This is a genomic window from Ruegeria sp. BB9, from assembly GCF_056539345.1.
The window spans coordinates 811,521-827,280 of record NZ_JBQFUU010000001.1 but is presented as its reverse complement, the minus strand read 5'-3'; the positions used below and the strand labels follow the sequence as shown (position 1 = coordinate 827,280).

12 protein-coding genes and 2 tRNA genes are annotated in these 15,760 nt (G+C 62.0%); 6 read left to right on the top strand and 8 right to left on the bottom strand.

The window, feature by feature from the left end; translation table 11 throughout:
• The gene (locus ACR0FC_RS04140; protein WP_170338428.1) at positions 1 to 1,320 is read right to left on the bottom strand and encodes an ATP-binding protein; all 1,320 of its coding nucleotides are present in this window, start codon (positions 1,318 to 1,320) and stop codon (positions 1 to 3) included.
• Between the two features lie 44 nt (positions 1,321 to 1,364).
• Here ACR0FC_RS04140 and ACR0FC_RS04135 point away from each other — a divergent pair, with 44 nt between their 5' ends.
• From ACR0FC_RS04135 to ACR0FC_RS04125, 3 genes are all read left to right on the top strand, one after another.
• On the top strand, positions 1,365 to 2,279 hold the full coding sequence (locus ACR0FC_RS04135) for an MBL fold metallo-hydrolase (protein WP_170338426.1): 915 nt from the start codon (positions 1,365 to 1,367) through the stop codon (positions 2,277 to 2,279).
• Between the two features lie 74 nt (positions 2,280 to 2,353).
• Positions 2,354 to 2,428, top strand: a tRNA-Asn gene (locus ACR0FC_RS04130).
• A 139-nt stretch (positions 2,429 to 2,567) separates the two neighbouring features.
• Positions 2,568 to 2,642: transfer RNA gene (locus tag ACR0FC_RS04125), tRNA-Asn, on the top strand.
• A gap of 21 nt (positions 2,643 to 2,663) precedes the next feature.
• Here ACR0FC_RS04125 and ACR0FC_RS04120 read toward each other — a convergent pair.
• From ACR0FC_RS04120 to ACR0FC_RS04100, 5 genes are all read right to left on the bottom strand, one after another.
• Positions 2,664 to 4,283, bottom strand: coding sequence for a long-chain-fatty-acid--CoA ligase (locus tag ACR0FC_RS04120; RefSeq protein WP_170338424.1), 1,620 nt, complete (start codon positions 4,281 to 4,283; stop codon positions 2,664 to 2,666).
• Positions 4,284 to 4,458: 175 nt separating this feature from the next.
• Positions 4,459 to 6,069 carry a glucose-6-phosphate isomerase gene (gene pgi / locus ACR0FC_RS04115; RefSeq protein WP_170338423.1) on the bottom strand — a complete coding sequence of 537 codons (1,611 nt, stop codon included), beginning with the start codon at positions 6,067 to 6,069 and terminating at the stop codon, positions 4,459 to 4,461.
• A 4-nt stretch (positions 6,070 to 6,073) separates the two neighbouring features.
• Complete coding sequence (gene pgl, locus ACR0FC_RS04110) at positions 6,074 to 6,745, bottom strand: 6-phosphogluconolactonase (RefSeq protein WP_170338420.1); 672 nt, start codon at positions 6,743 to 6,745, stop codon at positions 6,074 to 6,076.
• Complete coding sequence (gene zwf, locus ACR0FC_RS04105) at positions 6,742 to 8,196, bottom strand: glucose-6-phosphate dehydrogenase (RefSeq protein WP_170338419.1); 1,455 nt, start codon at positions 8,194 to 8,196, stop codon at positions 6,742 to 6,744. The genes pgl and zwf overlap by 4 nt, the downstream gene beginning before the upstream one ends.
• A gap of 293 nt (positions 8,197 to 8,489) precedes the next feature.
• Complete coding sequence (locus ACR0FC_RS04100) at positions 8,490 to 8,759, bottom strand: usg protein (RefSeq protein ID WP_170338417.1); 270 nt, start codon at positions 8,757 to 8,759, stop codon at positions 8,490 to 8,492.
• A 224-nt stretch (positions 8,760 to 8,983) separates the two neighbouring features.
• On the opposite strand from ACR0FC_RS04100, the gene gyrA reads away from it, so the two are divergent.
• From gyrA to ACR0FC_RS04085, 3 genes are all read left to right on the top strand, one after another.
• Positions 8,984 to 11,686 carry a DNA gyrase subunit A gene (gyrA, locus tag ACR0FC_RS04095; RefSeq protein WP_170339448.1) on the top strand — a complete coding sequence of 901 codons (2,703 nt, stop codon included), beginning with the start codon at positions 8,984 to 8,986 and terminating at the stop codon, positions 11,684 to 11,686.
• 138 nt (positions 11,687 to 11,824) lie between these two features.
• Positions 11,825 to 12,550, top strand: a complete 726-nt coding sequence (locus ACR0FC_RS04090) for an ArsR/SmtB family transcription factor (RefSeq protein WP_170338415.1) — start codon at positions 11,825 to 11,827, stop codon at positions 12,548 to 12,550.
• Between the two features lie 56 nt (positions 12,551 to 12,606).
• On the top strand, positions 12,607 to 13,053 hold the full coding sequence (locus ACR0FC_RS04085; RefSeq protein WP_170338413.1) for a YqfO family protein: 447 nt from the start codon (positions 12,607 to 12,609) through the stop codon (positions 13,051 to 13,053).
• Between the two features lie 38 nt (positions 13,054 to 13,091).
• Here the strand turns inward: ACR0FC_RS04085 and ACR0FC_RS04080 are convergent, their stop codons facing one another.
• Positions 13,092 to 14,561, bottom strand: a complete 1,470-nt coding sequence (locus tag ACR0FC_RS04080) for a carboxypeptidase M32 (RefSeq protein ID WP_170338411.1) — start codon at positions 14,559 to 14,561, stop codon at positions 13,092 to 13,094.
• 4 nt (positions 14,562 to 14,565) lie between these two features.
• Positions 14,566 to 15,711, bottom strand: a complete 1,146-nt coding sequence (gene ctaA / locus ACR0FC_RS04075) for a heme A synthase (RefSeq protein WP_170338410.1) — start codon at positions 15,709 to 15,711, stop codon at positions 14,566 to 14,568.
• Positions 15,712 to 15,760 lie beyond the last annotated feature (49 nt).

The window sequence follows — 15,760 nt, the reverse complement described above, 5'->3', positions numbered from 1 at the left end:
TCACCGCCCGATGATGATGTCTGCGCACAAACCGCCCAAGCGCTCGCTTTGTCCCAAGCGTAAAACACCGCCGTGGACACGAGCAATATCTGCAACGATCGCCAGCCCGAGGCCCACCCCGCTGCCCTGATTCTGGTTCCGCGACGGGTCCAACCGGCTGAACGGCTTCACCGCCTCGGTCCGCTGTTCAGGCGGGATGCCGGGGCCATCATCCTCAACCCGAATGCGCAGCGATTTGTCGGTCAGAGTCATGCTGACCATCGCGTGCGACCCGTAGCGCACCGCGTTGCCGATCAGGTTTTCCACGGCGCGGCGGATCGCAGTCGGACGCAGCATCACTGCACCCTGCCCTTCGAGCGGCAGCAACTCGACACTTTGCCCGGCCCGTTGCGCATCATCCACGATCGAGCGCAAAAGCTCATCCGGACGAACCTCGACCTGCTCGCCCTCGGACGCGCCACGCGAGAAATCAAGGAAGGCATCCAGGAGTGACTGCATTTCGTTCACGTCCTGAAGCAGCGGCTTTGCATCTTCCTCGGGCAGCATCGACAGGCCAAGCTTGAGCCGGGTCAGAGGTGTTCGCAGGTCATGGCTGACACCCGACAGCATCAGGGTCCGCTGCTCGATCTGCCGCTCGATCCGGGCGCGCATGTCAAGAAACGCGCTGCCAGCGGCCCGCACCTCGACGGCCCCTCCGGGGGTGAACGGCACGACCCGACCGCGACCAAAAGCCTGCGCCGCATCGGCCAGCCGAGTGATCGGCCGCAACTGATTGCGCATGTACAAGAACGAAATCGAGGTCATGATCACCGCAAAGAACAGCATCGTGACGATCAACTGGTGCGGGGCGACCGTCGACAGACGCCGGCGATCGAAGCCAAGCTCCAAAACACCCAGATGGGTGTTCAAGAACAAAGTCGCGACCTGACTGTCCGGCAACGATACCGCTACGAGGTTCGGCAGCAGCTCTCGAAGATCAGCGTCGATCTGCGGTGCGATGAAATCATACCAGCGCCGAGGTTCAATCGTAGGCGTTTCGTTGATCCCCAGAAACCGGGCCTGCATGTCCAGCACCCTCAGATCCGGGCGCACCGCGGCCAACGCCTGCTGTTGGGTTTCGGCACCCTGAATATCTTCCAGAACCAGCCGCACTTCGCGCGACGCTGCGCGGGTCATCTGACCGGTCACATCCTCGAGGTGTTCACGCACGAATGCCACCGACACCACCAACAGAACCACGATCACCGGCAGCACCAGAATCAGGGCCGCCCGGGCATACAAGCTGCGGGGCAAATAGGGTTTGAGCCAGCGCGAGGACATGCGCTAAACCTAGCGGGCTGCTCCGCCAAGAGAAAGAGGCCAAGATGCTGCAAGCAGACGATTTCAACCCGAAACCGGGGATCCCTGTCGCCCTGCAGCCGGGCCTCAGGCTCTTGCTGGCCCCAAACCCGTCGCCGATGACCTATCTGGGGACAAATACATACCTCCTGGGCACCAGCGACCTTGCCGTAATCGACCCCGGACCGTTGAGCGACAGTCACATGCAAGCCATTCTGGATGCGCTGCAGCCCGGGCAAAAGATCAGCCATATCGTGGTCACCCACAGCCACCTGGACCATTCGCCGCTGGCTGCTCCGCTGTCAGAGCGGACAGGTGCCCCGATCTACGCCTTTGGCGGGCCACAGGCAGGGCGCAGCGCGATCATGTCCCAACTGGCCGAGCAAGGCCTCGCCGGCGGCGGCGAGGGAATCGACTCGGAATTCCGCCTGGACATCGAGTTGGCGGACGGCGACAGGATCGAGGGGAACGGATGGGGCCTTGAGGTCATTCACACGCCGGGTCATCTGGGCAATCACATCGCGCTGGCCTGGGGAGACGTGTGTTTCACCGCCGATCACGTGATGGGCTGGGCCAGTTCGCTGGTTTCGCCTCCGGATGGCGATCTGACAGACTTCATGAAAGCCTGCCACCGGCTACGCGCACGCGACTGGTCCGTCTTCCATGCCGGACACGGCGCGCCGATCACAGACCCTTCGGGTCGGCTTGACTGGTTGATCCGCCACCGGCTCGAACGTGAGGCACAAATACTCGACGCGCTGGCCGAGCGCCCGGGCACAGCCCGGGATCTGGCCCAGCGGATCTATGTCGAAACCCCGCCTGCCCTGCTTCCAGCGGCCGAGCGCAACGTGTTTGCCCATCTGGTGGACCTGACCGGAAAAGACCGCGTCGCCCCCCGGGGCGCGCTGTCGGTGCAGACCAGTTTTCATCGCATCTCCTGAACGCACAAAAAATTCGCCCTCGGTGCTTTTCCCCTCTGGACGCCGAAAAACCGGATTGCTATACGCGCCTCAGTTCCGGCGTAGCTCAGCGGTAGAGCAGTTGACTGTTAATCAATTGGTCGTAGGTTCGATCCCTACCGCCGGAGCCAAAACCTCCTCTGAAGACACTTTCAAATTACATAGTTTGGCGCGCATTTCTCGGTATTTGGGCAATCCGAAAATCGACCAAAAAATGTCGCATCTTCCTCTGGACGCCGCCGGACCGGGTTGCTATACGGCGCGCACCGTTCCGGCGTAGCTCAGCGGTAGAGCAGTTGACTGTTAATCAATTGGTCGTAGGTTCGATCCCTACCGCCGGAGCCAAAAATCCCAATAAATCAAGCGTTAACCTGCCAAGGCATCCTTGAACTCATCACGCAGTTTGCGTTTCAAAACCTTGCCCGTGGCGTTCAACGGCAGTGCGTCGACGAAGACCACTTTGTCCGGCACCTGCCACTTGGCGATCTTGCCGTCAAAAAACCCCAGCAGCTCGGCCTCGGACGGGTCTTCGCCCTCGGCCTTGACGGCCACCAGCAGCGGGCGTTCGTCCCATTTGGGATGTGGCACGCCGATCACGGCTGCGGTGGCCAGTTTCGGGTGCGCTACGGCAATGTTTTCCAGCTCGACCGAGCTGATCCATTCACCGCCCGACTTGATGATGTCCTTGGAGCGGTCGCGGATGGTCATGTAGCCATCGGGATCCAGCGTGGCCACGTCACCGGTGGCGAACCAGCCATCCTGCAGAAGCTCTTGATCCTGCAACTGGAAATAGCTGTCCAACACCCAGTGTCCGCGCACCATCAGGTCGCCCTGCGTTACCCCGTCATGCGGCAGATCGTTGCCGTCGTCATCGACGAGCTTCAGCTCGACCCCAAAGGGCGGACGGCCCTGATTCTCGCGCAGTTTGTGCTGTTCCTCGATCGGCAGCTTGCGATGCTTGGCCAGCGGAATGTTGGCAGTGCCCAGCGGGCTCATTTCGCTCATCCCCCAAGCATGCACGGTGTCGACGCCGTATTTTTCCCTGAAGGTCTCGATCATCGAGGGCGGGCACGCCGCACCGCCGATCACCGTACGTTCGAGGCTTTCCAGCTTGGTGCCGCATTTGGCGGCGTGGGCCAGCAGTCCCTGCCAGATCGTGGGAACCCCCATCGCCAGCGTCACGCCATAGGTGTCGATCAGGTTCACCAGCGCCTCGCCATGCAGGTCCGGCCCGGGCAGCACCATTTGCGAACCGGACATGGCGCAGCCATAGGGCGACCCCCAGGCGTTGACATGGAACATGGGCACCACCGGCATCACCACATCCATCGCCGAATACCCGATGACGTCGCGGGTGTTCGAGGCAAAGCTGTGCAGAACGGTCGAACGGTGCGAATACAGAACCCCCTTGGGGTGACCGGTCGTGCCCGAGGTGTAGCACAGGCTCGAGGCCGTGTTTTCATCGAAGACGGGCCATTCGAAATCGGCGTCGCCGGTCTCGATCAACTCGTCATAGAATTCCAGGCCGGGAATCTGCTGGAGTGCGTCCTCGTCGCGCGGCCCCATCAGGACAAAATGCTTCACCTCAATCAGTTGATCGCGGATCGCGGCAACCAGCGGGAGGAAGGTGGCGTCGAAGAACAGCACCCGGTCCTGCGCGTGGTTGATGATGTAAACCAGCTGTTCGGGGAACAGGCGCGGGTTGATCGTGTGGCAGACAAACCCTGCGCCCGAGGCCGCATAGTAGATCTCAAGATGCCGGCGGTTGTTCCAGGCCAGGGTGCCGATCCGATCCTGCGGCTGCAGGCCCAGCTTGGTCAGCGCCGAACCCATGCGCCGGGCGTTGGCGCCGATCTCGCCCCAGTTCGTCCGGGTGACGGTTCCGTCGGTTTCGACCGACACGATCTCGGTCTGACCATGATAGCGCGCAGCATGATCGATCAGTGACGAAATCAACAACGGTTGCGTCATCATCTGTCCCAGCATGGACATCCTCCCATTCATCGCGCCGCCTTGATGCGGCGTCTGTTGCGGCCCGGCGGCACGGCGACATGGCCGGCCCCGGGGCTTCTCCTCGGGGCCGATCCTGCCAATCATTTAATTGTCTGACAATAAAAGAATGCGACCTGCCGCAGCGGCAGGTCGTCAGATTTGCAGGGCTTCAGCTCCGGTGCCGCAGCGCATAGGCCACGAGTGCGGCGGTCGAGCCGTCCTTGCCCTCGGTGCCCGCATCGCCATCGACGATCGGCCCCAGCGAGGTGGCCAGCTCCTTGCCCAGCTCCACCCCCCACTGGTCGAACGAGTTGATGCCCAACAGCACGCCTTCGACGAACACCCGGTGCTCATAGAGCGCGATGATCTGCCCCAGAACGAAGGGCGTCAGCTGCGGATAGATCAGCGTGGTCGAGGGCCGGTTGCCCGGGAACACGCGATGCCGGGCCTGACGCTCCAACTCGTCGCCCTGCAGGCCCTTCTCGGCCATGCGCGCCCGCGCTTCCTCCAACGACCGGCCGCGCATCAACGCCTCGGACTGGGCCAGGCAGTTTGCCAGCAGCAGACGGTGATGATGGGCCAGCTCGGGCTCGTGCCCTTCCGCGGCCACCATGAATTCGCAAGGGATCACGTCGGTGCCTTGGTGGATCAGCTGGTAGAACGCGTGCTGTCCATTGGTGCCGGGTTCACCCCAGACCACGGGCCCCGAAGGCACGCTCAGCGCCGAGCCGTCCATAGCCACCGATTTGCCGTTCGATTCCATCTCGAGCTGCTGGAAATAGGCCGGCAACCGCAGCAGCCGTTGATCATAGGGCAGCACCGCGCGGCTGGCATGGCCCAGCACCTGACGGTGCCAGATGCCCACCAGCGCCAGCATTACCGGCATGTTCTCGGCCCAGTCCGCGGCGCGGAAATGCACGTCCATCGCCTGCCCGCCGCGCAGGAACGCGTCAAAGGCGTTCGAGCCCACCGCGATCATCACTGGCAGCCCCACCGGACCCCAGACCGAATAGCGCCCACCGACCCAATCGGCAAAGCCGAATACGCAGTCAGACGGGATGCCGAAATCGGCCGTCTTGTCCACGGCGCTGGACACGGCCGCGAACTGCCGCCCCGGGTCGCCGCCGCCGTCCAGCATCCAGGCCCGCGCAGTCCGCGCGTTGGTCATGGTTTCGATGGTGGTAAAGGTCTTGGACGCCACGATCACCAGCGTCCGCGTCGGGTCCAGTTCTCGCAGTGTGTCGGCGATGTGCGCACCATCCACGTTCGAGACATAGTGCAGGCGCGGCCCGTCGTGATAGGGCGCCAGCGCCAGCGTCGCCATCACCGGCCCAAGGTCCGAACCGCCGATGCCGATATTCACCACGTCGGTAAAGCTGCCCCCGGCCCCCTGGGCCGTTCCGCCCCGGACCTCTTCGGCGAACACGCGCATGCGCTGCAGGGTGTCCAAAACGTCGGGCATCACGTCCTGGCCATCAACCTCGACCGGGCCGCCATCCAGATTGCGCAGCGCCGTATGCAGCACCGCGCGGCCCTCGGTCTCGTTGATCTTGTCGCCCTGGAACATCGCGTCGCGCCGCTCGGCCAGAGCGGCCTGATCGCACAGGTCAATCAGCGCCGCACGGATATCCGCGTCGATCAGGGTTTTCGAATAGTCGAACAGCAAATCGCCTGTCGAGGCCGAGAAGCTCTGCGCCCGGCCGGGATCCTGCGCGAACAGATCGAGGATTCGGGTGTCGGCGCCTTTGGCCGCTAGAGTTCTTAGAGTGTCCAGTTGCATGAGATCAATCCGCCCAGTGTACCGTCATTCCATCCAAGACTGCCGCAATTGGCGCCTCCTCGGGCGGCAGGCTCATGGCACGCTCGAGCGCTGCGCGCTTTTTTTCACCATAGATGACCAAGTGTTTGGAAAGGGCGCCATCCAGAACCGGACCCGTCAGGGTGATGCGCGTCTCGGGCTGCGTCTGCGGGCGAGCAACGGCCAACGCCGGTGCGTTGCTGGCCAATGCCTGCGCCAGCCCCTCCATCCCCGGAAACAATGAGGCCGTATGCATGTCGTCGCCCATTCCAAGAACCAGCACCGCCAACGGGCGCAGCGGCTCGATCAGAGCTTCGATTTGGGGCAGAACCTCTTCGGGCGCCTTGCCGGGAACATAGAGCGGGACATAGTCCGCCGCCGCCGCCCGGTTGGTCAGAAGTCGGTCGCGGATCAGGCGTTCGTTCGACCGGTCACTGTCTGCCGGGACGCAGCGCTCGTCAGTGGGCAGCACACGGACACGCTCCCATTCAAGGTCCGCGGCGCACAGGCTGTCGAAGATCGGTCCGGGCGTGGTGCCGCCGGGAACCGCAAAAGCCACAACATCGTTGTGCAGCAGCGCGGCCTCCAACTCTCCGGCCAGAACGTTGGCAACATCAATGGCCAGCATGTCCCTGTCAGCGTATTCCTGAATCTTCATGGCTTGATCCCTTGCCAATGGCGACCGTCGCGTTTCATCAGCAGTTCGGCGTCGCCGGGACCGGTACTGCCGCTGTCGTAGGGTTTTGGCACGTCGCCGCGCGCCTGCCACCCTGCAATGATCGGGTCGGTCCAGGCCCAAGCGGCCTCGACCTCGTCTCCGCGCATGAACAGGGTTTGGTTGCCCCGGATCACGTCCATCACCAAACGCTCATAAGCATCCGGCGCTTCCTGGTTTTCGGGCCCGAGCGCTTCGGCAAAGCTCATATCCAACGGGACGTCGATCAAGCGCATGCCACCCTGCCCCGGTTCTTTGATCGTGACTTTCAACGTGATGCCTTCGTTCGGCTGCAGCCGGATCGACAGCGTGTTGGCATGCCGACCGGCCTCGGCCCCAAATATGGAATGCGGGGCGTCCTTGAAAATCACGTTGATGACCGAGGACCTTGCCACCAGCCGCTTGCCGGTGCGCAGGTAAAACGGAGTCCCCGCCCACCGCCAATTGCTGACATGCGCCCGCAGCGCCACATAGCTTTCGGTGGTCGAGCGCGGATTGCCCACCGCTTCGCGGTAGCCCGGCCCGTCGGGACCACCCGAATACTGCCCACGCACGATGTGGTGCGGCTGCACCGGGTCCAGCGCGCGGATTACCTTGAGCTTTTCATCGCGCACGGCGTCCGAATCGAACTTGGCGGGCGGTTCCATCGCGATCAGGCACAACAGCTGCATCAGGTGGTTCTGCACCATGTCGCGCATGGCCCCGGCGCGCTCGTAATATTCCTCGCGACCATCCACGCCGACGGTCTCGGCGACGGTGATCTGGATATGGTCGACATACTGGCTGTTCCACAGCGGCTCGAACAGCATGTTGCCGAACCGGACGGCCATCAGGTTCTGGACGGTTTCCTTGCCCAGGTAATGATCGATCCGGTAGACTTGGCTTTCGCTGAAATACGAGGCCAGCGTGGAATTCAACGCCCGCGCGCTGTCCAGGTCGTGACCGAATGGTTTTTCGACAACGATCCTCGTCTGCTCGTTTGCCAGACCGTGCTGGCGGATTTTCTCCGCCAACGGGGCGAACAACCCGGGTCCGACAGAGAAATAGAAGGCGCGGATCCGCGAATCCGTCAACTGCCCTGAAAGGTTTTCCCACCCATCATCAGAACTGGCATCCAACCGCAGATACTGCAGCCGGTTCAGAAACCCATCAATGTTGACGGGATCCGCCGCTTGAGGAGGTGCGTGCTGGGCCAGCGACTCGGCCACGATCGCGCGATAGCCCGCCTGGTCATGCGCGGATCTTGCTGCGGCAATTATCCGAACATCGTCATTCCACTGTCCCGCGCAATAACGGCGAAACAAGGCAGGCAAAATCTTGCGCTGCGCCAGATCCCCGGTGCCACCAAAAATGACCAGATCAAATGGGTCGACGGGTATAACTCGAGAAACCATGAGCCGTCCTTAACGCGCCATCGCCGGCATGTCCAATGTTAGCGCAATCATATCGTGGACTTTCTCTGATTTTCCAATCTGTGCCAATCGTATGCGCTGCGCCGAATTGCGACCGAAACGCAGAAGAATATTCAACCGCTCAGCGCGTCCGCCGTCAAAGGATTCCCAAGATCAGGTTGTGTTTTGAAATTAAGAGAGTGAGTAACCTGCGCCGAAACGCAGGTCGGCATTCATTCGATGATCCATCGGCCGGATCAAGGCGCATTGGCCTTGAGCGCAACCTAGCCGAAACGCTAGTTCAGCCGGTATTCTCCGACGACATTTCGCCATTCTCCGGGCGCGATCATCTTGCGGTGGGTAAAGCGCACCGAATGCAGCGGCCCCTCTATTTCGCGCTGCCAGAACTCGATGAAATTGAACAGCTTGGGATGATCCGGCGCCAAGTCGTAATCCTGCCAGATGAACGTGTTCAGAACATGGATGAAATCCGGCATGCGATAGAAGATTTCAGCCGTTGTCAGGCCATACCCCTTCAGCATCAATTCGGTTTCGTTTTTCTCCATTCAGACCTCCAGATTTCCTCAAAGGTCCCTTCAGGGTAACATGATTCCTTTTCAATCCGTATTAAAACAATGTGTTACCCGAAAAACACCGCGGTTTCTGGCCACTTCCGGGTTGCTTGCTTGCACCCTATGTGCCGGGTCTGATAAGATGCATCCACAAGATATAGACCCAGCACAATAAACGGGCAGTTTACGTGAGCGATACGCCAGAAATCCCCAAAAACATGGATGAAACCCCGCCCGAGCGCCCGGTTTACGACGGCCCGACGGTATCCATCGAATCCGAGATGCGCACGTCCTATCTGGACTATGCGATGTCGGTCATCGTGTCCCGTGCGATCCCCGATCTGCGCGACGGCTTGAAACCGGTGCATCGGCGCATCCTCTATGCGATGCACGAGACCGGGAACACCCATGACAAAGCTTACCGCAAATCGGCCCGTCCCGTGGGCGACGTGATGGGTAAATACCACCCGCACGGTGACAGCGCGATCTATGACGCGCTGGTGCGGATGGCGCAGGATTTCTCGATGTCGCTGCCGCTGCTGGACGGTCAGGGCAACTTCGGCTCGATGGACGGCGACAACCCGGCGGCCATGCGCTACACCGAGGTCCGCATGGACAAGCCAGCCGCCGCCCTGTTGGCGGATATCGAGAAAGAGACGGTCGATTTCCAGGACAACTACGACGGCAAGGACAAGGAACCCACCGTCCTGCCCGCGCGGTTCCCGAACATGCTGGTCAACGGCGCCGGCGGTATCGCGGTGGGCATGGCCACCAACATCCCGCCGCACAACCTGGGCGAAGTGGTCGACGCGACGCTGGCGCTGATCGACGATCCGGACCTGACCAGCGAACAGCTGATCGAATACGTCCCCGGCCCCGATTTCCCCACGGGCGGCGTGATGCTGGGCCGGTCCGGTGCGCGCAAGGCCTATCTGGAGGGCCGTGGCAGCGTCATCATCCGCGCCAAAACCCGCGTCGAGGAGTTGCGCAAGGACCGCTATGCCATCATCGTGGACGAGATCCCCTATCAGGTGAACAAGGCCTCGATGATCGAGAAGATCGCCGAAGCCGTGCGTGAAAAGCGCATCGAAGGCGTCAGCCACGTTCAGGACGAATCTGACCGCAACGGCGTGCGGGTGGTGGTCGAGCTGAAGCGCGACGCAACGCCCGAGGTGGTGCTGAACCAACTTTACCGGTTCACGCCGATGCAGACCTCATTCGGCTGCAACATGCTGGCGCTGAATGGCGGTCGCCCCGAGCAGCTGACCCTGCGCCGGTTCCTGACCAGCTTCATCGACTTCCGCGAAGATGTCGTTGCCCGCCGCACTGCATACGACCTGCGCAAGGCACGGGAACGCAGCCATATCCTGTGCGGTCTGGCCGTAGCGGTCTCGAACGTGGACGAGGTCGTTGCCACGATCCGGTCCTCGGCCGACGCGGCAGAGGCGCGCGAAAAGCTGATGACCCGCCGCTGGCCCGCAGCCGAGATCGAGAGCTATCTACGCCTGATCGACGATCCGCTGTCCAAGATGAACGACGACGGCACCTACAACCTGACCGAGGTTCAGGCCCGCGCGATCCTTGATCTGCGCCTGCAACGCCTGACCCAGATTGGTGTCAAAGAGGTCACGGACGAGCTGGAAGACCTGGCCGCCAAGATCAAGGAATACCTGGACATTCTGTCCTCGCGCGAGCGCATCATGAGCATCATCGCCGACGAGCTGCGCGAGGTTCGAGAGCAGTTCGCAGTGCCGCGCCGCACTGAAATCGTCGACTGGTCCGGCGATATGGAAGACGAGGACCTGATCGAACGCGAGGACATGGTCGTCACCGTGACCTCGGGCGGCTACATCAAGCGTACGCCGCTGGCCGACTTCCGCGCGCAGAAGCGCGGCGGCAAGGGTCTGTCGGGGATGCAGACCAAGGAAGAGGACGTCGTAACCAATCTGTTCGTGGCGAACACGCATACGCAACTGCTGTTCTTCACCACCGATGGGATGGTCTACAAGCTCAAGACATGGCGCTTGCCTCAATCTGGGCGCACCGGCAAGGGCAAGGCCATCGTCAACATCCTGCCGATTCCCACGGGTGTTTCGATTGCGGCGATCATGCCGGTCGATGTGCCGGATGAAGAATGGGAAAACCTGCAGATCGTCTTCGCCACCAGTGCCGGTGACGTGCGCCGAAACGCGCTAAGCGATTTCACCAACGTCAAGCGCAACGGCAAGATCGCGATGGATCTGCCCGAGGGTGTGGAACTGGTCAACGCGCGCATCTGTTCCGAGGATGACGACGTGATGCTGGTCACCAACTCCGGCCGGGCAATCCGCTTCCCGACCACTGCCGTGCGCGTGTTCAAGGGCCGCAAATCGACCGGTGTGCGCGGCATCAAACTGACGAATGGCGATCGAGTCGTCTCGATGTCCGTCATTCGCCACTTCGAGGCCACGGCAGACGAGCGCGCCGCCTACCTGAAGATGCGCCGCCTGATGGCAGGTGTCACCGAAGAGACCGAAACCGACGAAGACGAAGGCAACGCAGACAGCATCCTGCCTCAGGAGCGCTATGCCGAGATGTCTGCGGCGGAAAACCTTATCCTGACTATCACGGCCGGCGGGTCGGGCAAGCTCAGCTCGTCGCATGACTACCCGGTGCGCGGCCGCGGTGGAATGGGCGTGATGGCGATGGACAAGGCGATGCGGGGCGGCCCGCTGGTGGCCTCGTTCCCCGTCGAAATCGACGACCAGATCATGCTGGCCACGTCCAAGGGGCAGTCGATCCGGGTTCCGGTCGACGGTATATCGTTCCGGTCCCGCAGTGCGGGCGGGGTCAAGGTGTTCAACACCGGCAAAGGCGAGGAAGTCGTCAGCGTCGCTTGGATCGCAGACCAGGGTGACGAGGAAGACGATAGCGAAACGTAAGGATGGCCGCCTCTGATCGGCGGCCCTCATTTCAACGACGACGGAGCGGCTCTGCAACAGCAGCCGCTCCTTTTCGTTTCGGCGGATGTCGAAGCGTTCTTTCTGGGGTCAAGCCGGGCTTTGCGGTAGGCTCATCCAATGAGACCCGAACCCAGACTGGACATCATCGGCGCCGCCCTCGCCGACCCAACCCGCGCACGCATCCTGTGCGAAATGATGGACGGTCGGGCGTTCACCAACAAGGAGTTGTCCTGCGCTGCCAACATAACGCCACCAACTGCAACGGCCCATCTCAAGCAGTTGGAGCAGGCCGGCCTGACCACATCGATGCGCAGCGGCAGGCATGTCTATCACCGGATCACAAACGAACAGGTCGCATTGGCTTTGGAAAAACTGTCGACGCTAACTCCCAGCGATCATGTCCGGCGGGCCGCGAAACCGGACTCGGGCGTCCTGTTGGCCCGTTGCTGCTATAATCATCTTGCCGGGCGTCTCGGTGTGTGGATCACGGACAACCTGCTGGATACGGGTGTTCTGCAACTGGCACATGGCGCTCTGGCGCCGGGTCCGCGATATTACGCGTTTCTGACCGATCTCGACCTGGACCCACCGCGGGTCAGCGCCCACCGGCCGGTCGCCAAATTCTGTCTGGATTGGACGGAGCGCCGCCATCACATCTCAGGTCCCTTGGGAATCGCGATTCTGGAAAAAGCTCTGAAAGACAAATGGTTGACGCGCCAAAGGTCCAGCCGCGCCCTGACCGTAACACCTGAAGGCAAGATCGCTCTGGCTCGCCATTTCGGCCTGTCGGACTCCGCGTTTGATTGCCTCCGGCCGGCAATTCGGTCGATGGCGAAGCGATAAGTCACACTTGAGGTGCAAACCCGGCCATTCTGACGTTGCTTGGTTAGGAGACTGGAATGACCCAAAAACCACAGGACACCGAACGATATCTGACAGACGAAGGTTGGCGCGTGATCGTTCAGGTTCCCGAGGACCGCGCGCAGGCGGTGATTGATGCTGTTCTGGCCGAGGCCAACCTGGTTTACGGCGATTATGATCACGTCAGCTTCCGGTCGACGCCCGGAACTCAGAGCTTTCGGTCACTCGGGACCGGACGAAATGCCGTCACCTGCGACACGGTCGATGTTCCCTGCGTCGAAGTCTCGTTCTTTCTGGATGTATCGAACGGCGTGCGTTCGAAGGTGCTGCGCGCAATCTACGCGGCCCATCCCTATGAAGAACCGGTGATCTATCTGCACACGTGTTTTCGAACGCTGCACATCCGCGGGCAGGACGAAGACAACCCGAACCGGTTCTGGAACCGGCCTCTGGAAGACTGGGTGCCTGATGCACACCGCAGCTAGATGACCCCTATCATACCCATAGCGGTCATCTTTCCAGGTCACAGACCGTAGAGCGTGCCGAATTTGTCTTCGAGATAAGCCAACAACGGCTCGGGTCCGGGCTCCATGCCGCTAGCGCGGCGGATGACGTCGCGTGGGGCATACAGACCGCCATGCTGCTGAACATGCTCGCGCAGCCATCCGGTTGCCGCGGAGGTATCGCCATGCGCCAATTGGTCGTCCAGGCTTGGAACTGCCGCCCGCAGGGCCTGATACAGACAGCCTGCGTACACATTGCCCAGCGAATAGGTCGGGAAGTAGCCAAACAGGCCAACCGACCAGTGCACGTCCTGCAGACACCCGTTCGACGGCTTGTCGACCGCATAGCCGAAATCGGCATGGAAGCGGTCGTTCCAAGCGGCCTCAAGGTCCCGCACCTGCAGATCAGCAGACATCAATGCGCGTTCCAGATCGAACCGCAGCATGACGTGCAGATTGTACTGAACTTCGTCCGCCTCGGTGCGGATGTATCCGTTGTGCACCCGGTTGACGGCGGCATAGAAGGCATCTTCATCCGCGATACCGAAGTCACCGAAGGTGGCCGTCATCTGCCGGAACAGCCAGCCCGTGAAGGCGCGCGAGCGGCCCAGCTGATTTTCGTAGATGCGGCTCTGACTTTCGTGGACGCCCATCGAAACGCCCTCACCCAGCGGAGTCAGAGCGTAAGCCGGATCGATGCCCTGCTCATAGCAGGCGTGCCCGACCTCATGGATGGTCGAATAGAAACAGTTGAACGGGTCGGTTTCGCTGGTGCGGGTAGTGATCCGCACGTCATCGCCGCTGCCCGAACTGAACGGGTGAACAGCCTTGTCCACCCGCCCCCGATTCAAGTCGTACCCGAAAGTCACGGCCAGCTTTTGCGTCAGCTTCATCTGCGCCGCTTCGTCGAACGTGCCGGTCACCCCCGCCGGGGACGGCCGGTCCAGCACAGCCGCGCGCAGCGCAACCAGGCGTGGGCGCATGGCGTCGAAGATCGCACCGATCTGGGCAGAGGTCGTGTAGGGCTCGTAATCCTCGACCAGCGCGTCATAGACATCGCCGCCTTGCGCCAGAGCCGCCCCTTCCTCACGCCGCAGAGCCACGACTTCCTCCAGAACCGGAAGAAACGCGGCAACATCCTCGTCGGCGCGGGCCTGTGCCCACTTGCCCTGCGCGGCCGAGGTCACGCGGGCGATAGCCGTGGCCAGATCAGCGGGCACCTTGACCGTGCGCTCGTATGTGCGACGGATTTCGCGCAACTGCGCCTGACCGACCTCAGTGTCGGCATGGGCGTTTTCCAACCACTCGGCCACGCGCGGATCCGAACGGCGCGCATGTAGGACGGCTTCGATCGCGGCCATCTCCTCGGCGCGCTGGTTGGCGGCCCCGCGCGGCATGACAGTCTCCTGGTCCCAGCCCAGACGCCCGGCGATCTGTGCCAGTGCCGAGGTTTCCCGCTGAAAGGCCATCAGGTCGTTGAATGCAGTCATTGGGTCAAGCTCCGCGCAGCGAGGTTGCAATGGGATAAGCGGTCAGGAACCGGGCGCGCAGGATCAGGGTCCAAACGACCACGGCCATGAACTGGTGGAAGATGGCGATCTGCCAGGGCGCGCCATAGACCACGGTGAGGATGCCCACGACCACCTGCAGCGAAAGCGCCGCGAACATGGCGTTGAAGGCGAACCGAGTCTGCGGGTGGGCGCTGCTGCTGCCGCGCCGCCAGACGAAAATGGCGAAGGCGAACAGTGCATAGCCTACGCAGCGGTGGATGAACTGCACCAGTCCCGGACTTTCGAAGAAATTGCGCCACAGCGGTTCAAGCGCGGTGGCGTCCGGCGGCAGCAGTTGCCCGCCGATCAGCGGCCAGTCGGTATAGGACCGGCCGGCGTCGATGCCAGCCACCAATGCGCCGATCAAAATCTGCAGAAAGGCAAAGTGCAGCAGCCCGGTCGACAGCGAGAACAGCCGCGCCTCTTTCGCGCGGCGGGCCTGCATCAGGTCGCGTTCCTCGCGCCCCAGCATGAAGATGTACCAGGCCAGAAAGCCGAGGATCACGAACGCGAGGCCAAGATGGGTAGCCAGACGATAACTGGCAACTGCGGTCATCCCCTCGCCCTGCGTCACGCCCGAAGCCACCATCCACCAACCGACGGCGCCCTGAACGCCGCCCAGCAGTCCGGGGATCGCAAGGCGCCCGGTCCAGCCTGCGGGGATCTTGCGCAGCACCAGAAAGCCACAGAAGCCAAGCGCCCAGACAAGACCGATCACCCGGCCCAGCTGCCGGTGGCCCCATTCCCACCAGTAGATGGTCTTGAAGTCCTCCAACTCCATCCACTGGTTCATGATGCGCCACTGGTCGATCTGTTTGTACTTGTCGAACTCGGCCTGCCAGTCGGCCTCGGACATCGGCGGGATCGCCCCGGTGACCGGTCGCCATTCGGTGATCGACAGGCCGCTGTCGGTCAAACGCGTCAACCCGCCCACCGCGATCATCATGACGACAAGCGCGAACAGGATCATCAGCCAGATACGGATGGCCTTGCGCGCGCCGCCCCGGCCGCGGTCGATCATGCCGGGCTGGACCGTTTCCTGCTTTTGTTCACCCGAGACTTCTTCGAAGATGCTGCGCTTGCCGCTCATGCCGTCCTCATGTCCTTGATTTTCCCGCAAGCTAGGGCCAGTGCCCGGG